Genomic DNA, 23,883 nt, shown 5'->3' on the forward strand with positions numbered 1-23,883 from the left:
GAGTACGCAGCCCCCGTAGGAGCTGTCAAGCGAAGCGAGGCTGCGATCCTGACTGATGAACAGGCGCCGTGTTTGTAGCGCGAACCAAGATCAAAAGATCGCAGCCTGCGGCAGCTCCTACAGGGATTGTGTACATCCGATGATTTTGTCTGTACCCGGGTGGCGTAGGAGGAGCCTGCGATCTTTTGATGTTTGCTTATTGAACCACCTTCGCCGGCACCAGTTTCAGGGTGCTGCGGGTATTGGCCGCCACTTCCTCTTCGCTGAAGTGCGCCTGCTGGTAAACCCCCTCGATGTACGCCTCGGCCTGATCGTCATAGTGCTTGTCGAACAACACGCCGCTTTGCCCGACCGGGTTGATGGTCAGGCTGTGGGCCGGGTCGGCGAAGTCGATGATGCGCCGGGTCGAAGGACCGTAGGTCACCGGCCACGGCGCCGGACCGATCCTGGCCGAGAGGTTGTTCGGCACTTCGTGGCTGCCCGGGGCTTCGAACGGGCCGATGTTGAAGACTCGGTCCAGTGGTTTTTGCAGCCCCAATGGATGGCCGTGGGTCAGGGTGTGAGCCTTGCCCCACAACCATTGGTTCGAGTCATCGCCGAGAGTGGCCTTGAGGTGGGCGATGCTGGCCTGCCAGGCAACGGTGACCGTGTCGGCGCGGTTTTCCTTGCCGAGGGTGTTGCGGTTGTCCCACCACGGCGAATCGGTAGAAGCGGCGAGACGTGGCAGCGCGGCATCGATCACCCGAGTAGCGAGCAGGGTCGCGAAGAAGCCGTCGCCCAATTCGTCGTGGAACGCGGCATCGGTCAGGTTGAACAGCAATTGGTTGAACAGCGTGGCGCTGGTGGAATCCAGCGGATAGTCGCCTTTCCACTGCGCCAGTTGCGCCACCAGTTGGAGTTCCGCGGGATCTTTCAGCACCTCTCGCAGCACCGGCAACAGCGGCGCGAGCAGGCGCGGGCCGTAGGCGGTGGTGGTACCCAGTTGCAGCTTCTGACTGCTCTCCAGGTCCCATTTGGCATTCGTCTCGCTCAGCTGTTTGTTCAACTGCTGACCGCGATCCGCCAGGTTGTAATAGCCAGGGATTTCCAGGGTTGGCGACGACGGCTGGAAGTTGGCCGAGACGATGTAGCCACGCGCCGGATTCTCTTCCTGGGGGTTGGCGCTGAAGGGGTAAAAGCCGTCCTTGTCCGCCTGACTGGTACTGCCGTCGAGGATAAAGCCCGGCGTGACCCCGGCCGGACGCTTGGGCAGTTGCGCCGCCGCCCACCAACCGATGTCACCCTTGGCGTTGGCCCATACCAGATTCAAACCGGGGGCCTGCACCTTGGCCGCGGCGCCCCGGGCCTTGGCCAGGGTGTCGGCGCGGTTGAGCTGGTAGAAGCCTTCGAGGATCGGATTCCGGGTTTCGAGGAATGCCCACCACATGGCAATCGGCGTCTTGCCGACGCTGGTACCGAGCAAGTCATTGATGATCGGGCCGTGGGGCGACTGGCGCAGGAGCAGCCTGACCGGTGCCTGGCCTTTGACGGCGATCTGCTGTTCGCTGCTGCTCAGCTCGACCCACTTGTCGCGATACCAGATCTGATTGGGGTTTTGGGGGTTGACCTTTTCGGCGATCAGATCGAGGTCATCGTTCTGGAACATGGTCATGCTCCAGCCGAAGTCACGGTTGTGACCCAGGGAGGCGAAGGGCATCAGCGCCTGGTAGTGGCCGTACAGCTCGAAATCGGGCGCCGACAAATGAGCTTCGTACCACACCGAGGGCACGGAGAAACGGATGTGCGGGTCGCCGGCCAACAGCGGTTTGCCACTTTTGCTCCGGTTACCGGAAATCGCCCAGGCATTGCTGCCTTCGAACTGCGGCAAGCCGTGGTCGGCCAGCGCCTGTTCGCTCAGCCGGGCAATGGCGTTCAGGTCTTTCCAGTCGCTGGCAGCCAGGGTGGGGGTCGAGGCCAGCACGCCCTTGGGCTGCCAGTCGAGGTCAAAGACACTGAGGTAGTCATTGCCCAGTTGGTCGCGCACATAGGTCAGCAAGGGTTCGGTGCGAAACGCCGCGGCAAAGCTGTAGGCCATGTAACCGACGATGCTGATAGTGTCCTGTGCGGTGAAAGGGCGCTTGGGAATGCCCAGTACATCGAACTCCATGGGCCTGGCGTGAGTCGCCTGATACTGGTTGATACCGTCCAGATAGGCATCCAGGGCCTTCCAGCTGGCAGATTGCCGGTCCATCCCGGCCAGGTAAGTCTCGGCGCGCTCGCGGATGCGCAGGTTGCGCATCAGTTTATCGGTGTCGAGCAATTTCGGACCCAGCACGTCGGCCAGTTCGCCACGAGCCAGCCGGCGCATGATGTCCATCTGGAATAGCCGGTCTTGCGCCTGCACGTAACCGAAGGCATGGTACATATCGATCTGATTCCCGGCGCGGATATGCGGCACTCCGCGTTCGTCATAACGCACCGTGACCGGTCCTTGCAGGCCTTGCAGTTCCACCTGCCCCTGACGCAATGGCTGCTTGCTGTACACGTACCAGCCCCCACCGATGGCGAGTGCGACGACCAGGGTGGCCAGTACGGTCAGGCTGCGCTTCATTGAAACTCCTTGTTCTTCCTGGGTTGCCGCCACTCGCAAGCGCGAACATTTAGCACAGGCCCTCTGTGCTGTGCTGCGTTGTCCTTGAAAAGTCAGGAATGCCTTAGTTCGTCTGGCTGATCGACCACGGGCAATAACAGCCCACCGCCAGGGTGTGAGTAGCGTTGACCGCTCGTCCTTCACTCAGCGCCTGCAGAATGGGTTCGATAAAGCTGTTGTTGGAGTTACAGGTCAGGCCTTCGCTATAAGGCCCGAAATACGCCAGTTTGCCGTTGCGATCCCAGATCGCCACGGCTGGGCTGGCGGGGATGTGTTCGGCGCCGGGCAGGGTCGTCAGGGGCTTCAGGCTGCTCAGGTTGCTGGGCAACTGCCCGTGGCTGCCTGGTTTTTGCACCGAATAGAACTCCACGCCTTGGGGCCCGAAATGTTCGATCAGTTCGCTCAGGTGCTGCTGGTTACCGACGTTGCACGGGCAGGCCGGGTCCCAGAAGTGCACCAGGCGGATAGCCCCGGGGCCGGCCAGTTCGGCGGGCAGGCTCAGGGGGTCGCCGGAAAACACGGCGGTCTGGTCGCTGAAGGCGCGCAGGTAGCGCCCCTGGAACCAGTCGTAAGCCGCCCACAGCGCACCGGCGCACACAAGGGCGAGCAGGCTGGCAAGCAAGGTCGTGCGGTAGGGCAGACGCATTTGGATCAATCCTCGAAGGTCGGGTAGCTTGCCATGCTTGCCGCGACAGATGAATATCGCAGACCTATAAAGTCTGTTTCGCGTTTTTGTCTGGAATTCTTCATGCCTGCCACCTTCGACCCCGATCACCTGCGTGCCAGCCTGCGACCCTTGGCCGCCGGGCAGCCGCTGTCGGTGGAAGCGCAGGCCTATCAACGTTTCTATGGATTGGATTTTGCCCAGCACAGTGTCCCGGTCAAGCGTGCGCTGGGACGCTTCGAGGTCGGCAACTATGAGCTGGTCAGCCAGGTCTGGTGGCCACCGCAGGTCGTGGCCACGCTGTTTTTGTTTCACGGCTTCTACGATCACATGGGGCTCTACCGCCACGTGATCGAATGGGCACTGCAGCAGAATTTCGTGGTGATTTCCTGCGACCTGCCGGGGCATGGCCTGTCCAGCGGCGAGCGCGCCAGCATCGAAGATTTCGCCGAGTACCAGGCCGTGCTGCAAGGGTTGTTCGCCGAGGCGCAATCCCTCGACCTGCCGCAGCCGTGGCACCTGTGCGGACAAAGCACCGGCGGGGCGATAGTGCTCGATCATCTGCTCAATCACGGCGCCAGCAGCCCGGCGCAGGGTCAGGCCATACTTCTCTCGCCGCTGGTGCGGCCGCGGTCCTGGGGGTGGTCGCAGTTGAGCTACTACCTGGTCAAACCCTTCGTCAATGGCATCGCCCGGCGCTTCAGCGAGAACTCCAGCGACCCAGGGTTTTTACCCTTCCTGCAGGCCGATCCGTTGCAGCCGTTACGGCTGCCGACTGCCTGGGTCGGCGCGCTGGCGCGCTGGATCAAACGCATCGAAGCCGCGCCGCGCAGCAACCGGCGGCCCCTGATTGTTCAGGGGCAAGCGGACATGACGGTGGATTGGGCGCATAACCTGGAGGTGTTGCGCAGCAAGTTCGATCAGCCGCAGGTGTTGCTGCTGCCTGAGGCGCGGCATCATCTGGCGAATGAAACTGCGGCGTTGCGCGAGCGGTATTTCGGGTTTTTGACCAAGAACTTCTGAAAGGATTGTAGTGGCTACACTGGCGCTATCGCGAGCAAGCTCGCTCCTACATGGGACCTTCATCAACCACAAACTTTTTGTACACAGCAGATCCAGTGTGGGAGCGGGCTTGCTCGCGATTGGATTCTGCAGGCGCCTCAAGTCACTGCGTCAGGCTCGAGGTACTTTGCCCCACCGCCAATCCTGCGCGGATCGCTGCCAGCGCGGCCTGATAGTAAGCCTTGCCTTCCTGCGACTCGGCGAAGGTGGCGAATTCTTCCAGTTCCGTATCTGACAGGTCGCGGTAAACGTAGAGCAAGGTGTTGTTCAGGTCGGTGCCGATCTGATCCATCAGTCGCTGGCGCTGACCATTCAACATCCCCTGGGCCTGACCACTGCCCAGCAAGCCAGGGATCATCTGGCTCAGGCTGTCGGCGGCAACCCCGGCGATGGCCAGGCTGACCTCGGCACCGGCCTCGCGGGCAGGCAGCGCCTGAGCCAAGTGGCCAATGATCAGCAGGCGGGCATCGCTGGCCTCGATTTTCGGCAAGCCCTGGGCGTTTTTCGCCAGTTGGTCGCGGCGGGTCGCCAGCAGTTCGGCGGCGACGATCTTGCGGCCCAAGGGGGACTGAAAGAACGCCAGTGCCGGTTTCGGATCGACGAGTTTCTGCCGTAACTGCGCCTGGGCTCGCTGGTCCATTGCCTGGGGGGCAAAGCGCTGATTGCTGTTGTTCACCAGCGCCTGGAACACCGCAGGTGGCAGGCTGTTTTTGTAGCGTTGCTGGGCGGCGGTGAGGGCATCATTAAAATGCGCGCGTTGTTCTGGCCAACCGGCGACCTTGTATAACTGGTCGAGGCCGTCTGCCCAAACGGGCAAAGTGCAGAGCATCAGCAGTGGAAAAAGCAAACGGCGCATGAGGACTCCTGTCAGCAGGGCACTATTCTCCGTGTGAGTACCAGACTTGTCGAGAATTCGTATCAGTCCGCCCTGTGGCTCTGTCGGATTTCCAGGCGTATGGATACTATGCGCGGCATGCAAATACCCTCTGACCACCCGCTGCTGTTACGTATCGTCGATGACCTGGCTGCACGCGGCTGGTCGCAGCAGAATATTTTCCTGCCAGAGACTCTGACCCTGGAACTGGCGGCTGAGTGCCATAGACGTGCGGCCGAGGGTGAACTGGCTCCGGCCGCGGTGGGTCGAGGGGCCTCCCAGGAAATTCGCGAGGGGATTCGGGGCGATCATATCCAGTGGCTCGAACCCGGTCAGGTCGAGTCGTGCGACCGCTACCTGGGGTTGATGGACAGTCTGCGGCTTGCCATGAATCGCGGGTTGTATCTGGGGCTGGAAGATTTCGAAAGCCATTTCGCGCTGTACCCACCAGGCGCGTTTTACCTCAAACATGTCGACCGCTTTCGTGATGATGACCGGCGTATGGTCTCCGCGGTGCTTTATCTGAATCAGGCCTGGTTGCCTGAGCATGGTGGCCAGTTGCGGATGTATCTGGACGTTGGCGTTGAATATGATGTGGTGCCCACCGGCGGTTGCCTGGTGGTATTCCTTTCCGGCGAAGTGCCCCATGAAGTCCTGCCGGCCACTCGGGATCGCCTGTCGCTGACAGGGTGGTTTCGTCGCCGCGGTAATGAGCCGTTCTGAGATGCAAAGGATTCTGATGAGTTGCTGCTTGCTTGGGCAATGTGGGAGCGGCGGTGCGGCGATCCCACATTACTAGATCTTCGGTGTAACAAATCCCTCAGCCAGACTTATCAAGGCGTCGGCGGTTTGCTCGCATCCATCCCGAACCATTTTTCCGAGAGTGCCATCAAGCGACCATCGGCCTTGATGCGTTGCAGGGCGTTGTCGATGCTGGCCTGGAACGCTGGATTACCCTTCTGGAATGGAATCGCCAGGCTCAGCGTCGGGCCGACTTTGGCACCTTCCTTGACCGGTAAGTGGCTGTCACGAATGGCGTAAGGCACCAGCAGACGATCGCTGATGGCCGCGTCGATCTGCTTTTCCGCTACGTCCTTGAGTGGCTGTTGGGCGTCGGGATAGCTGCGCAGGTCAATGCCTTCGACAGTGCGTGCCTGCTCGACGAACTGACTGCTTTGCGCCACGCCCAGCGCCTGACCCTTGAGCGCCTGCAGCGAACTCAGCGGGCGTTGCTCTTCCTGGCGAACGATCAGCTGCGCACTGGAATAGCTATAAGGTTCGCTGAAGTCGAAACGTTCCTTGAGTTCGGGGGTCATTGCTATGTGGTTGATGGCGACGTCGTACCGGCCGCTTTCGACGCCCTGCAGCAGATCACCCGGGTCGGTGACGACGAAATCCGCACGCACGTCCAGCTCGCTGGCGAGCATGTGACCCAGTTCGACCTCGAAACCACTGAGCTTGCCGTCATCCTTGAAGTTGAATGGCGGCGTATTGGCTTCCAGAGCGATGCGCAACTCGCCGCGGTCATTCACATCATCGATCAGTTCGGCTTGAGCGCAAGTGCTCACAAGGGGTAGCAAAAGTAACAGGCCAGGCAAAAACCGCATGGTCACTCCTTTGAATTCATATGTGCTGTGCGCGGTATCGGGTGCGCTTTGCTATGGTGTTGATTGGCTTCGACAACTTTTTGTCACTTAGTTGTCGCAACCCTACAGATTTTGCTGAAATACTGGAGAAGAGAATGAAAACCTTAATGTCTCGTGCTGCTTTTGCCAGCCTGATGCTGGGAGCTTCGATGCTGGTGAACGCTGCGGATGGCATCCCGCGCTCCCCGACTCCCAAAGGCGCGGAAGTGTTCATCGTCTCTCCCGAAGACGGTGCCACGGTAGGTCAAACCTTCAAGGTCAAATTCGGCGTCAAGGATATCGCCCTGGCTCCGGCCGGCGATCAGACCAAAAATACCGGCCACCATCACCTGCTGATCGACGTCGACAAATTGCCGGCGGAGACTGCGCCGATCCCTATGGACGCCAACCACATGCACTTCGGCAAGGCGCAGACCGAAGCCGAGGTCAAGCTGGCCCCAGGCAAGCATACCCTGCAGCTGGAACTGGGCGACAAAAACCATGTGCCGTTCGATCCGCCGATTGTCTCGAAGAAAATTACCGTGACCGTGAAATAGCCCTTTCGCGGGCATGAAAAAGGGAGACCCGAGGGTCTCCCTTTTTCATGGGCACTTGAAGCTTAGAACAACACGCGGCAACGGATGGTGCCGTTGATGTGTTGCAGTTTTTCTTGCGCCAGGTCCGAGTATTCGGCGTCGACGTCGATCACGACGTAGCCGACTTTCTCGTTGGTCTGCAGGAACTGACCGGAGATGTTGATACCGTTTTCGGCGAAAACCTTGTTGATCTCGCTCATCACACCCGGGATGTTCTGGTGGATGTGCAGCAAACGGTGCTTGCCCGGGTGAGCCGGCAGGGCCACTTCCGGGAAGTTGACCGAGGACACCGAGGTACCATTGTCGCTGTACTTGACCAGCTTCTCTGCCACTTCCAGACCGATGTTGGCCTGGGCTTCAGCGGTGGAGCCGCCGATGTGCGGCGTCAGGATCACGTTGTCCAGGCCACGCAGCGGGCTTTCGAACTCTTCGTCGTTGGAGCGTGGCTCCACCGGGAATACGTCGATGGCCGCGCCGATCAGGTGCTTGTCCTTGATCGCGTCCGCCAGGGCTTGCAACTCGACCACGGTGCCGCGAGCGGCGTTGATCAGAATGCCGCCTTTCTTGATGGCGCGGATTTCCTTCTCGCCGATCATCCACTGGGTCGCAGCGGTTTCCGGAACGTGCAGGGTGACGATGTCGGACATGCCCAGCAGCTCGGTCAGGCTGGCGACCTGAGTCGCGTTACCCAAAGGCAGCTTGGTGATGGTGTCGTAGAAGTACACCTGCATGCCCAGGCCTTCAGCCAGCACCGACAACTGAGTGCCGATCGAGCCATAACCCACGATGCCCAGCTTCTTGCCGCGGATTTCGAAGGAGTTGGCCGCGCTTTTGATCCAGCCGCCACGGTGGCAGGAAGCGTTTTTCTCCGGAATACCGCGCAGCAGCAGGATCGCTTCAGCCAGCACCAGCTCGGCCACCGAACGGGTGTTGGAGTAAGGCGCGTTGAAGACTGCGATCCCGCGTTCGCGAGCCGCGTTGAGGTCGACCTGGTTGGTGCCGATGCAGAAACAGCCGACAGCGACCAGCTTCTTCGCCTGATCGAAGATCTCTTCGGTCAGTTGAGTACGGGAGCGAATGCCGATGAAGTGAGCATCAGCGATCTTTTCCTTGAGCTGGGCTTCTGGCAGAGAACCGGTGAGGTACTCAATGCTGGTGTAACCGGCGGCCTTGAGGACGTCGACAGCGGATTGGTGGACACCTTCGAGAAGAAGGAACTTGATCTTGCTCTTGTCGAGGGAAGTCTTGCTCATCTGCGTAAACCTATGTCCCGGAGAAAAATGGCAGAGAAGGGCAGCTGGAGCTGACCTGCGCGGCATGTTAGCCGTCACCGCAGAACGCCTTTGGGCACTATCCTGCGGGGGCGGTATGCTAGCATACGCACCCCGCAAACACTCATTCCTGCGACGTGAAGCGTTCTCAGGATGACCATGAATTGTTCGAGAGTTCTGTCGATGACCAATCCTGCCCTGATTGATGAGCTGAAGACCCTGGTTGAGCCAGGCAAGGTGCTGACCGATGCCGACTCCCTGAATGCTTATGGCAAGGATTGGACCAAGCATTTCGCCCCGGCCCCCACCGCCATCGTGTTCCCCAAGACGACCGAGCAGGTCCAGGCCATCGTGCGCTGGGCCAATCAGCACAAGATCGCGCTGGTGCCATCCGGCGGGCGTACCGGGCTTTCCGCCGCTGCGGTGGCGGCCAATGGCGAAGTGGTGGTGTCGTTCGACTATATGAATCAGATCCTCGACGTCAATCTGACCGACCGCACCGCGATCTGTCAGCCGGGCGTGGTCACTGAGCATTTGCAGAACGTCGCTGAAGAAAAAGGCCTGTATTACCCGGTGGACTTCGCTTCGGCCGGTTCCAGCCAGATTGGTGGCAATATCGGCACCAATGCCGGGGGGATCAAGGTCATTCGCTACGGCATGACCCGTAATTGGGTGGCTGGCATGAAAGTCGTGACCGGCAAGGGCGACCTGCTGGAATTGAACAAAGATCTGATCAAGAACGCCACCGGTTACGACTTGCGTCAGCTGTTCATCGGCGCCGAAGGCACTCTGGGTTTTGTCGTCGAAGCGACCATGCGCCTGGACCGGGCACCGAAAAACCTCACCGCGATGGTCCTCGGCACGGCCGATTTCGACTCGATCATGCCGGTGCTGCATGCCTTCCAGAGCAAACTGGACCTGACCGCCTTCGAATTTTTCTCCGACAAGGCGCTGGCCAAGGTTCTGGCCCGTGGTGATGTGCCGGCGCCATTCGAGTCCGATTGCCCGTTCTACGCGCTGCTGGAATTCGAAGCGACCACTGAAGAAGTGGCCAACGATGCCCTGGAGACCTTCGAGCATTGCGTCGAGCAGGGCTGGGTAGTCGATGGAGTGATGAGCCAGAGCGAGCAACAACTGCAGAATCTCTGGAAATTGCGCGAATACATCTCCGAAACCATTTCCCACTGGACGCCGTACAAAAACGACATTTCGGTCACTGTGTCGAAAGTCCCGGCATTCCTCAAGGAAATCGATGCGATCGTCGGCGAACACTACCCGGACTTCGAAATCGTCTGGTTCGGCCACATCGGCGACGGCAACCTGCACTTGAATATCCTCAAGCCGGATAACCTGAGCAAGGACGAGTTCTTTGCCAAGTGCGCGACCGTCAACAAGTGGGTTTTCGAAACCGTCGAAAAATACAACGGCTCGATTTCCGCCGAACATGGCGTCGGCATGACCAAGCGCGACTACCTGACCTACAGTCGCTCGCCGGTCGAGATTGAATACATGAAGGCCGTCAAAGCGGTGTTCGACCCGAACGGCATCATGAATCCGGGGAAAATCTTCGCCCTGTGACGTTCTAAAGCCGAGAAATACTATTTGAAGCAGGAGTGGTAAATGAGCTATCAGCACCAGTATGTCGACGGTACTCGTATTCACTTCCCGCTCGGGAAGGTGGTGTGCATTGGCCGCAACTATGCCGAACACGCCAAGGAACTGGACAACCCGGTACCCACTGAACCGCTGCTGTTCATCAAGCCGGGCAGTTGCGTGGTGCCGCTCGAAGATGGTTTCACGATTCCGACCGAGCGTGGCTCGGTGCACTACGAGGCGGAAATTGCCGTGTTGATCGGCAAACCGCTGTCGACCAAGCCAAGCCGCGAAGAAGTGCTCGACGCGATTTCCGGTTTCGCTCCGGCATTGGACCTGACCTTGCGTGACAAGCAGGCCGAGCTGAAAGCCAAAGGCCTGCCCTGGGAGATTGCCAAGTCGTTCGACGGCGCTGCCGTCCTGGCGCCGTTTGTGGTCAGCAGCAGCTTTGACGATCTGACTGACATCGGCATCCGCCTGACCATCAATGGCGAAGTCCGTCAGGATGGCAACAGCAGCGACATGCTCAACCCGATCGTGCCGATGATCCAGTACATGGCCGGCTGCTTCTCGCTGCAGGCCGGGGACGTGATCCTGACCGGTACTCCGGTGGGCGTCGGCCCGCTGAATGTCGGTGATGAACTGGTACTGGAGTTGCCGGGCGTGAGCAGCTTCAACAGCAGCGTTCGCTGAGGCCTGAGTCCGGCCGCTAAAAGATCGCAGCCTGCGGCAGCTCCTACAGGGGTCTCGTACATCCGAAATGTTATTGGGTGTATGCAAAACCTGTAGGAGCTGCCGATAGGCTGCGATCTTTTGGGTCACCACCTATTAAGCTGTGATCACCTATTCCTGTTTTCCTGTTTTCCTGTTTTCCTGTTTTCCTGTTTTCCTGTTTTCCTGTTTTCCTGTTTTCCTGTTTTCCCGTTTTTTTCACATTTTGTCTGGATAATTATTCGGTGCTGGGCACGCGAACCTGTCCACGTCGTGTTATTACCCACAGCTGACTTTTCCGGAACGATCTCTCAATGCCCACGCAACCCGCTTCCATCCTGGATGCTGCTCGTCGCTCGCGCTTCGCCATGCGCTGGTATTCCTGGCTATTGCTGGTCGGGGCAATGGCGTATGGCCTCGCGTTCACGATGCATTGGGATGATCGGGCTGTGCTTTGGGTGCAAGAGCAGCTTGAAAGCCCGGCCGGGCGCCAGGAAAGCGTCTGGTTACCGGACTATCGGGTAGTGATCGATGCCAAGCCGCTGCCGGGCATGGAGGAGGATGAAGCCTCGGATATCGCCTACAGCCCGATCAGCAAAACGCTATTCGCGGTAATGGGGAAAAAGCCCTTCCTCGCCGAATTGACCCTGCAAGGCGAGGTCTTGCGCAAAATGCCGTTGCTGGGCTGGAGCAATCCGGAAGGTGTGGCGGTGATGGACGATGGCTTGATCGCCATTGTCGATGAGCGCCAGCACAGCTTGAGCATCGTCAAGGTCGATACCCAGACGCGTGAACTGAATATCGACAGCTTCCCGAAATATGACCTCGGGCCCTCGAAAGACCAGAACAAGGCCTTCGAAGCGATTGCCTGGGACCGTCGCAACCAGCAGTTGTTATTGGGCGAGGAGCGTCCGCCGGTGTTGTTTGCCTGGAAAAGCGATGGCAGTCAGATCCTCAAGGGCGACAAGTACAAGCTCGAGAGCAATGCGCTGGACCTGCGTAACCTCTCGGCCTTGGCCATCGATCCGCGCACCGGCCATACTTTGGCGTTGTCCGCCGATTCGCATCTGTTGCTCGAGCTGGATGAAAAGGGCGACAAGGTCAGTTTCATGACCTTGCTCGGCGGTTTCAATGGCCTGAAAAACACCATTCCGCGCGCCGAAGGGGTGACGATCGACGAAGCGGGCACGCTGTATATCGTCAGCGAACCGAACCTGTTCTATCGATTGGAAAAACCGTAGGGGCTGGCGTAGTCTGCGATCTTTTGATCCTGCTTTGCGACCTGTTGCCAATTGCACAGGTTGCACCAGGAAATCGCAGCCTCCCGTGCTTATTAAGCTTGAATTCATAAATCCGTGTTATTTCATCGGCCCGTTTTGTTTTTGAGCTTGCCTGCATGCGCCAACTTGCCCGTCTCAAACCTCTTCTGCTGATCCTGTTGCTGGCGGCATTGATCGCGCTGGCGGTTGTTGGTCAGCATCTGCGGTTGTTCGAGCGTACCTGGTTCAATGTGCAGACCTGGTGGCAGCCGGTGGACGCTCGGTCCATGGGCCTGGCGGATTATCGGGTAACGCTGGAGGCCAGGGTTATCGACGGGCTGGATGACGACGTATCAGCCCTGACCTATGACCCCGTGCGCAAAAGCCTGTTTACAGTCACCAACAAGAATGCCGAGTTGGTCGAGCTGGCCCTCGATGGTCGGATCCTGCGGCGTGTGGCATTGATCGGGTTCGGCGATGCGGAGGCCGTCGAGTTCATCAGCGCCGACACCTACGTGATTACCGATGAACGCCAGCAACGCCTGATCAAAGTTCACCTGGAAGACGGCACGCAGTTTCTCGACGCGGCGGACGCCGAGCAGATTTCGCTCGGGGTACACATGAGCAGTAACAAGGGCTTCGAAGGGCTGGCGTACGATTCGGTGGGCAAGCGGCTGTTCGTCGCCAAGGAGCGCGACCCGATGCTGATCTACGAAGTGCAGGGTTTCCCCCATTACAACCCGGAGAAATCCTATGCGGTTCACGTGGTCAACAACCCCAAGCGTGACGCCGGATTGTTTGTCCGTGACCTGTCGAGCCTGCAATACGATGAGCGCAGCGGGCATTTGCTGGCGCTGTCCGATGAGTCGCGATTGGTGCTGGAGCTGGATGTCGACGGCCGGCCATTGAGCACTATGTCATTGCGCAAAGGGCGTCAGGGGCTGCAAAAGACCGTGCCGCAGGCGGAAGGGATCGCCATGGATGACGACGGCACGATTTACCTCGTCAGCGAACCGAACCTGTTCTACGTCTTCAAGAAACCGCCGCAGCCCTGATTGGCACCACAAAACCAATGTGGGAGCGAGCTTGCTCGCGATGGGGCCATAACATTCAACATCTACATTTGAATGTCAGACCGCTATCGCGAGCAAGCTCGCTCCCACAGGGGGGCAGTTTCAATCACAAATCCGTGTGCGGGTTTATTTGGCGCGCAGGGTTTTCACGCCTTCGCTTGTACCCAGCAACAGCAAATCGGCCGGACGTGCCGCGAACAGGCCGTTGGTGACCACGCCGACGATGGCGTTGATCTGGCTTTCCAGCTCGACCGGGTTGGTGATCTGCAGGTTGAACACGTCGAGGATGATGTTGCCGTTGTCGGTCAACACGCCCTCACGGTAAACCGGGTCGCCGCCCAGCTTCACCAGCTGACGAGCCACATGGCTGCGAGCCATTGGAATCACTTCAACCGGCAGCGGGAAGGCGCCCAGGACCGGCACCAGTTTGCTGGCGTCGGCAATGCAGATGAATGTCTTGGCCACGGCCGCGACGATCTTCTCGCGGGTCAGGGCGGCGCCGCCGCCCTTGATCAGATTCAGGTGTTCGTCGCTTTCATCGGCGCCGTCGACGTAGAACTCCAGGTCGCCGACGGTATTCAGCTCATACACCGGAATACCGTGGCCCTTGAGGCGTGCGGCGGTGGCTTCGGAGCTGGCGACCGCGCCGTCGAACGCGCCCTTGTGCAGGGCCAGGGCGTCAATGAAGCAGTTGGCGGTGGAGCCGGTGCCGACCCCGACGATGCTTTTGTCGTCGAGTTTTGGAAGGATGAAGTCGACGGCGGCCTGAGCCACTGCCTGTTTGAGTTGATCCTGGGTCATGCGGGCTCCGAGGGTGCCGAAGGGGAACGAAAGGCCGGCATTATAGCCGTATGCCCGGTTAAAACCTCTTGATTCGTGTGGTCGCACGGCCAAACGCTGAGTTAGACTCCTTGACCCTGCCCAACTCGCTCAGTGATGCTTTCCGATGCTCGAACAGTACGTCAAGAAGATCCTCACCTCGCGCGTTTATGACGTTGCCGTAGAAACCCCATTGCAGACTGCCCGCCAGCTCTCCGAGCGGCTGGGCAATCAGATCCTGCTCAAGCGCGAAGACTTGCAGCCGGTGTTTTCGTTCAAGATTCGCGGCGCTTACAACAAACTCACTCAGTTGAGCGATGAAGAGCGCTCGCGTGGCGTGGTCACCGCCTCGGCCGGCAACCATGCACAAGGCCTGGCCCTGGCGGCCAAGGTATTGGGGGTCAAGGCGATCATTGTGATGCCCAAGACCACTCCGGAGATCAAGGTCGAAGGCGTGCGTTCCCGTGGCGGCAAAGTAGTGCTGCACGGCGATACCTTCCCGGAAGCCTTGGCTTACTCGCTGAAACTGGTCGACGAAAAAGGCTACGTGTACATCCATCCCTACGATGATCCGCACACCATTGCCGGGCAGGGCACCGTGGCGATGGAGATCCTGCGTCAACATCCGGGGCGCCTGGACGCCATTTTCGTTCCGGTGGGTGGCGGCGGCCTGATTGCCGGGATCGCCGCGTATGTGAAATACCTGCGTCCGGAGATCAAAATCATCGGCGTCGAGCCGGATGATTCCAATTGCCTGCAAGCCGCCATGGCGGCCGGCGAGCGAGTGGTGTTGCCCACTGTAGGGCTGTTCGCCGATGGCGTGGCCGTGGCGCAGATCGGCCAGCACACCTTCGACATCTGCAAAGACTATGTCGATGAAGTGATCACCGTCAGCACTGACGAGATCTGCGCGGCGATCAAGGATATCTACGACGATACCCGCTCGATCACCGAGCCTGCCGGCGCCTTGGGCGTGGCCGGGATCAAGAAGTATGTCGAGCTGCGTGGCGTCACCGGCCAGACCCTGGTGGCCATCGACTCCGGGGCCAACGTCAACTTCGACCGCCTGCGCCACGTCGCCGAGCGCGCCGAGTTGGGTGAAGGTCGGGAAGCCATCATCGCCGTGACCATTCCGGAGCAGCCTGGCAGCTTCAAGGCGTTCTGCGAAGCCATCGGCAAGCGCCAGATCACCGAATTCAACTATCGCTACAACACCGGCAGCGAGGCGCATATTTTCGTCGGCGTGCAGACCCATCCGGAAAACGACCCTCGCAGCGCGCTGATCAGCAGCCTCACCGAGCAGGGTTTCCCGGTAGTCGACCTGACCGACAATGAACTGGCCAAGCTGCACATCCGGCATATGGTCGGCGGGCACGCGGCGCGTGTCAGCGATGAAGTGGTATTTCGCTTCGAGTTCCCGGAGCGTCCGGGCGCGCTGTTCAACTTCCTCAACAAACTCGGCGGGCGCTGGAATATTTCGATGTTCCATTATCGTAACCACGGGGCCGCGGATGGGCGAGTGGTGGCGGGTCTGCAGGTGCCAGCGGACGAGCGTCATCTGGTGTCGGCGGCGCTGGCGGAAATTGGTTACCCGTACTGGGATGAAAGCGACAATCCGGCGTATCAGCTGTTCCTCGGCTGAGGGACTACGCTGATGGGCACGGCCTGAGGAATTGAAGAAATGGAAACGTTGATGACCCTGAAAACCGTTCACATCCTGGCGACCGTGCTGCTTCTGGCCAGTGCGCTGGGGTTGGCGATACGGGTCTGGCTGGCTCGTCGCAAGGGCGACACGACGATTCACACTCGCACCTTGCAGCGGCCCTGGCTGTTCGTCTGGCTGCTGATGGGGATTTGCCTGATCAGCATGCCGTTCAGCGGCTGGTGGCTGGCGCATCTGGTGGGCTGGCCGCTGGGGCAGACCTGGATTCTCGCCTCCAGCGCGCTTTACACCGTTGCGGCGTTGGCCTGGTTCTGGCTGCTGGTGCGGCTCAACCGGTTGCGCACGGCACCGGTGGGGAGCAACGGGAAGTTCACCTTGGCGTTGGCGCTGTTCAGCTTTGTCTGCTTTATCGCCATTGCCGGGTTGATGGGCGCCAAGCCGGTTTAAGGCTTGGGATCGAGTTGGCCCCAAAAAGATCGCAGCCTGCGGCAGCTCCTACAGGGATCGAGTTTCAACCGAATGTCGCGGGTGACTCGGTCCGCGTAGGAGCTGCCGCAGGCTGCGATCTTTTGCTTTTCAATCGCGCAACGAAATCACCGGCCAGCCGCGCTTCTCGGCCTCAGCCCGCAAATTCGGATCGGGATCCACCGCCACCGGATGGGTCACCAACTCCAGCAACGAAAAATCATTCATCGAATCGCTGTAGAAGTAGCTGTCTTCCAGACTGAACCCGGTCTCTTCCAGCCAGCGTTGCAGGCGTGTCACCTTACCTTCACGAAAGCACGGAACGTCGGTGCTGCGCCCGCTGTAGCGGCCGTCGATCATTTCGCATTCGGTGGCGATCAGGGTCTCGACGCCCAGGCGTGCGGCAATTGGCCCGGTGACGAAACGGTTGGTGGCGGTGATGATTACCAGCTTGTCGCCGGCAGCCTGGTGTTTGGCCAGCAGTTCAATGCCCTTGGACAGCACGATCGGCTCGATGCAGTCGCGCATGTAGTCACGATGCCATTCGTCCAGCACGGCCATCTCGGTGCGCCCGAGCACTTCCAGGCAGAAGTTCAGGTAAGCGGTATTGTCCAGCTTGCCGGCCAGGTAATCCTGATAGAACTGATCGTTGCGTGCTTTGTAGGCGACAGCGTCTAGGAAGCCCCGTTCGCACAGGTAGTCGCCCCAGGCGTGGTCACTGTCACCGCCCAAAAGCGTGTTGTCCAAGTCGAATAAAGCCAGGCGCATTGCGGTTACTCGCTGAAAAGTCTGTAAAAAGACGTCCAGAATACGGTCTTTTCACAAGAGTGCACATAAGGTAGGTCGTCTCGTTGCTGCTTTAACAACCTTTGTGGAACAATGCGGCGACATGCGTTTGCGAGGTTGTTGCCGTGATCGACCCCGATGGTTTCCGCCCCAATGTCGGGATCATTCTGACGAATGATGCCGGCCAGGTGCTATGGGCTCGCCGTATCAATCAAGATGCCTGGCAGTTTCCTCAGGGAGGGATCAATCCTCAGGAAACGCCGGAAGACGCCTTGTATCGCGAGTTGAACGAAGAAGTGGGACTGGAGCGCGAAGATGTGCAAATTCTCGCCTGCACCCGGGGCTGGTTGCGCTATCGTTTGCCGCAACGTCTGGTGAGGACGCACAGCCAACCGCTGTGCATCGGCCAGAAACAGAAATGGTTTCTCCTGCGCCTGGTCTCCAACGAGCAGCGGGTGCGGATGGATTTGACCGGTAAACCGGAATTCGATGGCTGGCGCTGGGTAAGCTATTGGTATCCGTTGGGCCAGGTGGTGACATTCAAGCGCGAGGTGTATCGACGCGCTCTCAAAGAGCTTGCCCCGCGCCTTTTATCGCGCGACTGACGACGGAGTTCGACCCCGAGCCATGCTCAATACGCTGCGCAAGATCGTCCAGGAAGTTAACTCCGCCAAGGATCTCAAGGCGGCGTTGGGGATTATTGTATTGCGCGTCAAAGAGGCCATGGGCAGCCAGGTTTGCTCGGTCTACCTGCTGGACCCCGAGACCAACCGTTTCGTGCTGATGGCTACCGAGGGCTTGAACAAGCGCTCGATCGGCAAGGTCAGCATGGCACCCAACGAAGGTCTGGTCGGTCTGGTCGGTACGCGTGAAGAACCCCTGAACCTCGAAAACGCTGCCGATCACCCGCGTTATCGCTACTTCGCCGAAACCGGTGAAGAGCGCTACGCTTCCTTCCTTGGCGCACCGATCATTCACCACCGCCGCGTCGTCGGCGTGTTGGTCATCCAGCAAAAAGAGCGGCGCCAGTTCGACGAAGGCGAAGAAGCCTTCCTGGTGACCATGAGCGCCCAGCTTGCCGGGGTAATCGCTCACGCCGAAGCCACTGGTTCGATCCGCGGTCTGGGCCGTCAAGGCAAAGGCATCCAGGAAGCCAAGTTCGTCGGCGTACCCGGCTCGCCCGGTGCGGCGGTGGGTATCGCGGTGGTCATGCTGCCGCCGGCGGATCTGGACGTGGTGCCGGACAAGGCCATCACCGACATCGAAGCCGAGCTGGGGCTGTTCAAGACCGCGATCGAAGGCGTTCGCGCGGACATGCGCACGCTGTCCGCCAAGCTGGCGACTCAGCTGCGGCCGGAAGAGCGGGCGCTGTTCGACGTCTACCTGATGATGCTCGATGACGCCTCGCTGGGCAGCGAAGTGACCACCGTCATCAAGACCGGTCAGTGGGCCCAGGGTGCCTTGCGCCAGGTGGTCACCGATCACGTCAACCGTTTCGAATTGATGGACGACGCCTACCTGCGTGAGCGGGCATCGGACGTCAAGGACCTTGGCCGGCGTCTGCTGGCCTATCTGCAGGAAGAGCGTCAGCAGACCCTGGTGTATCCCGACAACTCCATTCTGATCAGCGAAGAATTGACGCCGGCCATGCTCGGCGAGGTGCCGGAAGGCAAGCTGGTGGGGCTGGTCTCGGTATTGGGTTCGGGTAACTCTCACGTGGCGATCCTGGCCCGGGCCATGGGTATCCCGACGGTGATGGGCCTGGTTGACCTGCCATATTCCAAGGTCGACGGCATCCAGATGATCGTCGATGGCTACCACGGCGAGGTCTACACCAACCCCAGCGAAGTGCTGCGCAAGCAGTTCGCCGAGGTGGTCGAAGAAGAGCGACAGCTGGCCTTGGGGCTGGATTCGCTGCGCGACTTGCCATGCGTGACCCTCGATGGTCACCGCATGCCATTGTGGGTCAACACCGGCCTGCTGGCGGATGTGGCGCGGGCGCAGAAGCGCGGCGCCGAGGGCGTGGGTCTGTACCGCACCGAAGTGCCGTTCATGATCAATCAGCGCTTCCCGAGCGAAAAGGAGCAGCTGGCGATTTATCGCGAGCAACTCGCCGCCTTCCATCCGCAACCGGTAACCATGCGCAGCCTGGACATTGGCGGCGACAAGTCATTGTCGTATTTCCCGATCAAGGAAGACAACCCGTTCCTCGGCTGGCGCGGGATCCGCGTGACCCTCGACCACCCGGAGATTTTCCTGGTCCAGACCCGGGCCATGCTCAAGGCCAGCGAAGGCCTGAACAACCTGCGCATTCTGTTGCCGATGATTTCCGGCACTCATGAGCTTGAAGAAGCCCTGCACCTGATCCACCGCGCCTGGGGTGAAGTCCGCGACGAAGGCTGCGACGTGCCGATGCCGCCGATTGGCGTGATGATCGAGATACCGGCGGCTGTTTATCAGACCAAGGAACTGGCGCGGCAAGTGGACTTCCTCTCGGTTGGCTCCAATGACCTGACCCAGTACCTGCTGGCCGTGGACCGCAACAATCCACGGGTCGCCGATCTCTACGACTATCTGCACCCGGCGGTGCTGCAAGCCCTGCAGAACGTGGTGCGTGACGCCCATGCCGAAGGCAAGCCGGTGAGCATCTGCGGTGAGATGGCCGGTGATCCGGCGGCGGCGGTACTGTTGATGGCGATGGGTTTCGACAGCCTGTCGATGAACGCCACCAACCTGCCAAAAGTGAAGTGGATGCTGCGCCAGATCAACCTGAGCAAGTCCAGGGAACTGCTGGCCGAGCTGATGACCATCGACAATCCGCATGTTATCCACAGCTCGCTGCAACTGGCGCTGAAGAACCTCGGGTTGGCGCGGATGATCAATCCGGCTTCGGCCAAGACCCTCTAAACCTGTGTGGCGAGGGGGCTTGCCCCCGCTCGACTGCGCAGCAGTCGTAACCCAGCTGATGCATTCTTTCTGAAAGACCGCGGTTGCTGGTTTCAGGACCGCTACGCGGCCCAGCGGGGCGGTGCGGCGTTCCGACAAGCCCCCTCGCCACAGTGCCGACAACGGCTAAGCCCTCACCTCAACCTCCCCCAAATGCCCGCCATACGGCCCGAAGCTGCGCTCGACCATGTGCCGTGAACCATCGGCATTAACGATCAGCGCGGTACTGGCGCGGGTGCCATAGCTGGGACTGGCAATAAACACGCTCGACAACAGACTCTCCGTCGCCAGGCCAACCCCGGTATCGGGCAGTTCGGCGAAGGGCGCAGTCTGTGGATCGTTCAACAGTGCGAGCAACGCCTGCGGCTGCGGATCGTCGAGGACTTCGCTTAATGCCGCCTTGGCCTTGAGCACTTTCGGCCATGGGGTATCGAGTCCTGCATTGGACAGTCCGTAGATACCTGCCGCCAACAGGGTAGGCTCAGACTGCAGCGCGTTGTAGTGCCATAATTCGTTTGAAGTGCCAAGTAGCAGATTGAATCCGGCATATTCGAGCGATCTAGCGACAACGTCGGCTAAATAGTTGTCGACCGGCATTTCCCCGCTGAGAAAACGCGCCACCAGTTCACCCCGTGAGCGAGGGGCCGGAGTCTGAAGAGGGTTGCGAATATTGGTCAGCGCCGCAAAACGTCCAGCGGCACCGACTCCAAGCCAGGTGCCCCCGGCCTCCAGATCGCGACCGGCATAAACCTGGGGTGCCTCAGGCCATTGCGCCAACGGCAGGCTCGGGCGGGCATAGAACTCGTCGCGGTTGGCGGCCACGATCAGCGGTTGGGCGTGGCCAGGCCGCCAGGCGAAAACAATCAGGCACATTAAGGTGATCCCTGTGTGTTTTTTGCTCACTCTACGCAGTCATCGCCTGTCGATCCATCGCCATCCACAGTGGAGCCCGAGGCCATGCATCCGTTACCATGCCGCTCCTGTTTTTGGGATGCCTGGGGATACGGCCATGGAATTTCTGCTCTATCTGGCGCTGGGCGCCTGTGCAGGCGTGCTGGCCGGGCTGTTCGGGGTGGGTGGCGGGATAATTATCGTCCCGGTGCTGGTGTTCAGTTTCACCTTGCAAGATTTCGATGCGTCGGTGCTGACGCACCTGGCGGTCGGTACCTCTCTGGCGACTATTATCTTTACTTCGGTCAATGCGGTCCGCGAGCATCAGCGCAAAGGCGCGGTGCGCTGGCCGATCTTTGCCTGGATGACCGTGGGAATTCTGATCGGCGCGGGTTTCGGTGCGCTGACCGCCGAAGCTATCTCCGGGCCGAACCTGCAGAAGATCATCGGCGTGTTTGCCCTGGTGATTGCCGTGCAACTGGCGCTGGATTTCAAACCCAAGGCCAGCCGAACCGTTCCGGGAAAGCTCGGTCTGACCCTGGCCGGCAGCGTGATCGGTTGGGCCTCGGCGATTTTTGGCATTGGCGGCGGCTCGCTGACCGTACCGTTCCTGACCTGGCGCAGCGTGCCGATGCAGCAGGCGGTGGCGACTTCCTCTGCCTGCGGCCTGCCTATCGCCCTGGCCAGCGCCTTAAGTTTCATGATTCTGGGCTGGCATGATCCATTGCTGCCGGCTCATAGTCTGGGGTTCATTTATTTGCCGGCGCTGCTCGGGATCGCCCTGACCAGCATGGTGTTCGCCCGTTTTGGCGCGCGTCTGGCGCACCGACTGTCGGCACGCCTGCTCAAGCGGATGTTTGCCGCATTGCTGTTTTGCGTGGGTTTGAGCTTCCTGCTCTGACACACATTCGCAATGTTGGCTTAATCCAGGCGTGGCATGTTCCGGCCTGGAATTTTAGGTTTCTACTCTAACGAGGAGTCGCAATGCTGCCTTACCCGCAGATTGACCCGGTGGCCCTGGCCATCGGCCCGCTGAAAATCCACTGGTACGGCCTGATGTACCTGATCGGTATTGGCGGCGCCTGGTGGCTGGCATCGCGCCGGATGAACCGTTTCGACCCGACCTGGACCAAGGAGAAGCTCTCCGACATGGTCTTCTGGATGTCGATGGGGGTTATTCTCGGCGGTCGATTGGGTTATGTGCTGTTCTACGACCTCCATGCCTACCTGGCCAATCCGATGCTGATCTTTGAAGTGTGGAAAGGTGGCATGTCGTTCCACGGCGGTTTTATCGGGGTCATGCTGGCGGCCTGGTGGTTCGGCAAGCGCAACGGCAAGTCGTTCTTCGAACTGATGGACTTCGTTGCGCCGATGGTGCCGATCGGCCTGGGTGCCGGGCGGATCGGCAACTTCATCAACGCCGAGCTGTGGGGCAAGCCGACCGACGTGCCTTGGGCGATGGTGTTTCCTCCGTTCAGCGATCCTGCGCAACTGGCACGCCATCCCTCGCAGCTCTACCAGTTCGCACTGGAAGGTGTCGCGCTGTTCGCTATCCTCTGGCTGTTCTCGCGCAAACCGCGGCCGACCATGGCAGTGTCCGGGATGTTCGCGTTGTTCTACGGAATCTTCCGCTTCATCGTCGAGTTCGTCCGGGTACCCGATGCGCAGCTCGGCTATCTGGCATGGAACTGGCTGACCATGGGTCAGGTGTTGTGCCTGCCGATGATCATCGGCGGCCTGGCCTTGATCTGGCTGGCGTATCACCGCGCTCCGGCAAGTAAAAGCGCCGCGCTTTAAATTCGAATCGCAGGGCCCGGGCCCTGCATTCAAGGACACAGGTAACTCATGAAGCAATATCTCGAACTGGTCGCCCACGTCATCAAGAACGGCACCAAACAGGCCAACCGCACCGGCGTGAACACCATCAGCTTCCCTGGCGCCATGCTGCGCTATGACCTGAAGGAAGGTTTCCCGGCTATCACGACTCGCAGGATGGCTTTCAAATCGGCGATCGGCGAGATGGTCGGTTTCTTGCGTGGGGTGAACAACGCCGCCGAGTTCCGTGCCCTGGGCTGCAAGGTCTGGGACCAGAACGCCAACGAAAACGCCCAATGGCTGGCCAACCCGTTCCGCCAGGGCGATGACGACCTCGGCGAGATCTACGGCGTGCAATGGCGTAAATGGCCGGCGTACAAGCAGATCAACACCGGCAATCAGGCGGCGATCGAACTGGCATTGAGCCAGGGCTACCGGCAGATCGCCGAAGGTGAAGAAGACGGCCAGGCTTACGTGGTGCTGTACAAGGCCATCGATCAGATTCGCCAGTGCCTCGACACCATCATCAAGGATCCGGGCAGCCGCCGGATCCTGTTCCACGGGTGGAACTGCGCCCAGCTGGATGAAATGGCCTTGCCGCCGTGCCACCTGCTGTACCAGTTCCACCCGAATGTCGACACCAAAGAAATCTCTTTGACCCTCTACATCCGTTCCAACGACTTGGGGTTGGGCACGCCGTTCAACCTGACCGAAGGCGCAGCGCTGCTGAGCCTGATCGGCCGCCTGACCGGCTACACGCCGCGCTGGTTCACCTATTTCATCGGTGATGCCCACGTCTACGAAAACCACCTGGACATGCTCAACGAACAGCTCACCCGCGAGCCGTTCCCGATGCCGAAACTGGTGATTTCCGAGCGAGTGCCGGAGTTTGCCAGGACCGGTGTCTACCAACCGGAATGGCTGGAGCAGATCGAACCGAGCGACTTCTCGCTAGAGGGTTATCAGCACCACGCGCCGATGACCGCGCCGATGGCGGTCTAAGCCTTTACCACCCCGCCGGCCGCATACACCCGTGATATCGCGGATGTGCACAAATCCTGTAGGAGCTGCCGCAGGCTGCGATCTTTTGATCTTCGGCGCTCCTGCGGGCGCCAAAAGATCGCAGCCTTCGGCAGCTCCT

22 protein-coding genes are annotated in these 23,883 nt (G+C 59.9%); 14 read left to right on the forward strand and 8 right to left on the reverse strand.

Going from position 1 to position 23,883, the window contains the following annotated elements:
• Window positions 1–196: 196 nt before the first annotated feature.
• Together F8N21_RS11510 and F8N21_RS11515 are read right to left on the reverse strand one after the other, a co-directional pair.
• On the reverse strand, window positions 197–2,590 hold the full coding sequence (locus F8N21_RS11510) for a penicillin acylase family protein (protein ID WP_150642251.1): 2,394 nt from the start codon (window positions 2,588–2,590) through the stop codon (window positions 197–199).
• A 103-nt stretch (window positions 2,591–2,693) separates the two neighbouring features.
• Window positions 2,694–3,275 carry a DUF6436 domain-containing protein gene (locus F8N21_RS11515; protein ID WP_150642252.1) on the reverse strand — a complete coding sequence of 194 codons (582 nt, stop codon included), beginning with the start codon at window positions 3,273–3,275 and terminating at the stop codon, window positions 2,694–2,696.
• A 102-nt stretch (window positions 3,276–3,377) separates the two neighbouring features.
• Between F8N21_RS11515 and F8N21_RS11520 the strand changes: the two genes are divergently transcribed.
• A complete protein-coding gene (locus F8N21_RS11520) occupies window positions 3,378–4,316 on the forward strand; it encodes an alpha/beta hydrolase (protein WP_150642253.1) in 939 nt (312 codons plus the stop codon).
• Between the two features lie 142 nt (window positions 4,317–4,458).
• Here the strand turns inward: F8N21_RS11520 and F8N21_RS11525 are convergent, their stop codons facing one another.
• A complete protein-coding gene (locus F8N21_RS11525; RefSeq protein WP_150642254.1) occupies window positions 4,459–5,211 on the reverse strand; it encodes a DUF2059 domain-containing protein in 753 nt (250 codons plus the stop codon).
• 108 nt (window positions 5,212–5,319) lie between these two features.
• On the opposite strand from F8N21_RS11525, the gene F8N21_RS11530 reads away from it, so the two are divergent.
• Entirely contained in the window at window positions 5,320–5,952 is a 633-nt protein-coding gene (locus tag F8N21_RS11530; protein ID WP_150642315.1) for a 2OG-Fe(II) oxygenase, read from the forward strand.
• A gap of 110 nt (window positions 5,953–6,062) precedes the next feature.
• Here the strand turns inward: F8N21_RS11530 and F8N21_RS11535 are convergent, their stop codons facing one another.
• Complete coding sequence (locus F8N21_RS11535; protein WP_150642255.1) at window positions 6,063–6,836, reverse strand: transporter substrate-binding domain-containing protein; 774 nt, start codon at window positions 6,834–6,836, stop codon at window positions 6,063–6,065.
• Between the two features lie 134 nt (window positions 6,837–6,970).
• Between F8N21_RS11535 and F8N21_RS11540 the strand changes: the two genes are divergently transcribed.
• Window positions 6,971–7,411 (forward strand): DUF4399 domain-containing protein, encoded by a 441-nt coding sequence (locus F8N21_RS11540; protein WP_150642256.1) that lies wholly within the window; start codon window positions 6,971–6,973, stop codon window positions 7,409–7,411.
• Between the two features lie 62 nt (window positions 7,412–7,473).
• Here the strand turns inward: F8N21_RS11540 and serA are convergent, their stop codons facing one another.
• Entirely contained in the window at window positions 7,474–8,703 is a 1,230-nt protein-coding gene (gene serA / locus F8N21_RS11545) for a phosphoglycerate dehydrogenase (RefSeq protein WP_150642257.1), read from the reverse strand.
• A 201-nt stretch (window positions 8,704–8,904) separates the two neighbouring features.
• On the opposite strand from serA, the gene F8N21_RS11550 reads away from it, so the two are divergent.
• The 4 genes from F8N21_RS11550 to F8N21_RS11565 all read left to right on the forward strand — a co-directional run bounded on the left by F8N21_RS11550 (window position 8,905) and on the right by F8N21_RS11565 (window position 13,339).
• A complete protein-coding gene (locus tag F8N21_RS11550) occupies window positions 8,905–10,299 on the forward strand; it encodes an FAD-binding oxidoreductase (RefSeq protein ID WP_150642258.1) in 1,395 nt (464 codons plus the stop codon).
• A gap of 42 nt (window positions 10,300–10,341) precedes the next feature.
• Window positions 10,342–11,007 carry a fumarylacetoacetate hydrolase family protein gene (locus tag F8N21_RS11555; protein WP_150642259.1) on the forward strand — a complete coding sequence of 222 codons (666 nt, stop codon included), beginning with the start codon at window positions 10,342–10,344 and terminating at the stop codon, window positions 11,005–11,007.
• 332 nt (window positions 11,008–11,339) lie between these two features.
• The gene (locus F8N21_RS11560) at window positions 11,340–12,266 is read left to right on the forward strand and encodes an SdiA-regulated domain-containing protein (RefSeq protein WP_150642260.1); all 927 of its coding nucleotides are present in this window, start codon (window positions 11,340–11,342) and stop codon (window positions 12,264–12,266) included.
• A 155-nt stretch (window positions 12,267–12,421) separates the two neighbouring features.
• Window positions 12,422–13,339: an SdiA-regulated domain-containing protein gene (locus tag F8N21_RS11565; protein ID WP_150642261.1), complete on the forward strand. Its 918-nt coding sequence runs from the start codon at window positions 12,422–12,424 to the stop codon at window positions 13,337–13,339.
• 144 nt (window positions 13,340–13,483) lie between these two features.
• Here F8N21_RS11565 and rpiA read toward each other — a convergent pair whose 3' ends face one another.
• Window positions 13,484–14,158, reverse strand: coding sequence for a ribose-5-phosphate isomerase RpiA (rpiA, locus tag F8N21_RS11570; RefSeq protein WP_150642262.1), 675 nt, complete (start codon window positions 14,156–14,158; stop codon window positions 13,484–13,486).
• A 145-nt stretch (window positions 14,159–14,303) separates the two neighbouring features.
• Here rpiA and ilvA point away from each other — a divergent pair, with 145 nt between their 5' ends.
• Together ilvA and F8N21_RS11580 are read left to right on the forward strand one after the other, a co-directional pair.
• The gene (gene ilvA / locus F8N21_RS11575; protein WP_150642263.1) at window positions 14,304–15,818 is read left to right on the forward strand and encodes a threonine ammonia-lyase, biosynthetic; all 1,515 of its coding nucleotides are present in this window, start codon (window positions 14,304–14,306) and stop codon (window positions 15,816–15,818) included.
• Window positions 15,819–15,857: 39 nt separating this feature from the next.
• On the forward strand, window positions 15,858–16,286 hold the full coding sequence (locus F8N21_RS11580; protein ID WP_150642264.1) for a DUF2269 family protein: 429 nt from the start codon (window positions 15,858–15,860) through the stop codon (window positions 16,284–16,286).
• Window positions 16,287–16,415: 129 nt separating this feature from the next.
• Here the strand turns inward: F8N21_RS11580 and F8N21_RS11585 are convergent, their stop codons facing one another.
• Window positions 16,416–17,072: an HAD family hydrolase gene (locus F8N21_RS11585; protein WP_150642265.1), complete on the reverse strand. Its 657-nt coding sequence runs from the start codon at window positions 17,070–17,072 to the stop codon at window positions 16,416–16,418.
• Between the two features lie 143 nt (window positions 17,073–17,215).
• Between F8N21_RS11585 and F8N21_RS11590 the strand changes: the two genes are divergently transcribed.
• Window positions 17,216–17,695: an RNA pyrophosphohydrolase gene (locus F8N21_RS11590; RefSeq protein WP_020293475.1), complete on the forward strand. Its 480-nt coding sequence runs from the start codon at window positions 17,216–17,218 to the stop codon at window positions 17,693–17,695.
• Window positions 17,696–17,717: 22 nt separating this feature from the next.
• A complete protein-coding gene (gene ptsP, locus F8N21_RS11595; protein ID WP_150642266.1) occupies window positions 17,718–19,997 on the forward strand; it encodes a phosphoenolpyruvate--protein phosphotransferase in 2,280 nt (759 codons plus the stop codon).
• Between the two features lie 165 nt (window positions 19,998–20,162).
• Here the strand turns inward: ptsP and F8N21_RS11600 are convergent, their stop codons facing one another.
• Window positions 20,163–20,909 (reverse strand): NRDE family protein, encoded by a 747-nt coding sequence (locus tag F8N21_RS11600; RefSeq protein WP_150642267.1) that lies wholly within the window; start codon window positions 20,907–20,909, stop codon window positions 20,163–20,165.
• Between the two features lie 136 nt (window positions 20,910–21,045).
• Here F8N21_RS11600 and F8N21_RS11605 point away from each other — a divergent pair, with 136 nt between their 5' ends.
• The 3 genes from F8N21_RS11605 to F8N21_RS11615 all read left to right on the forward strand — a co-directional run bounded on the left by F8N21_RS11605 (window position 21,046) and on the right by F8N21_RS11615 (window position 23,744).
• Complete coding sequence (locus tag F8N21_RS11605) at window positions 21,046–21,828, forward strand: sulfite exporter TauE/SafE family protein (protein WP_150642268.1); 783 nt, start codon at window positions 21,046–21,048, stop codon at window positions 21,826–21,828.
• A gap of 83 nt (window positions 21,829–21,911) precedes the next feature.
• A complete protein-coding gene (gene lgt / locus F8N21_RS11610; protein WP_150642269.1) occupies window positions 21,912–22,724 on the forward strand; it encodes a prolipoprotein diacylglyceryl transferase in 813 nt (270 codons plus the stop codon).
• 48 nt (window positions 22,725–22,772) lie between these two features.
• Window positions 22,773–23,744, forward strand: a complete 972-nt coding sequence (locus tag F8N21_RS11615; protein ID WP_150642270.1) for a thymidylate synthase — start codon at window positions 22,773–22,775, stop codon at window positions 23,742–23,744.
• Window positions 23,745–23,883: the final 139 nt, after the last annotated feature.

Origin of the sequence: Pseudomonas fluorescens, from assembly GCF_902497895.1 — a bacterium.
GTDB lineage: Bacteria > Pseudomonadota > Gammaproteobacteria > Pseudomonadales > Pseudomonadaceae > Aquipseudomonas > Aquipseudomonas fluorescens_BP.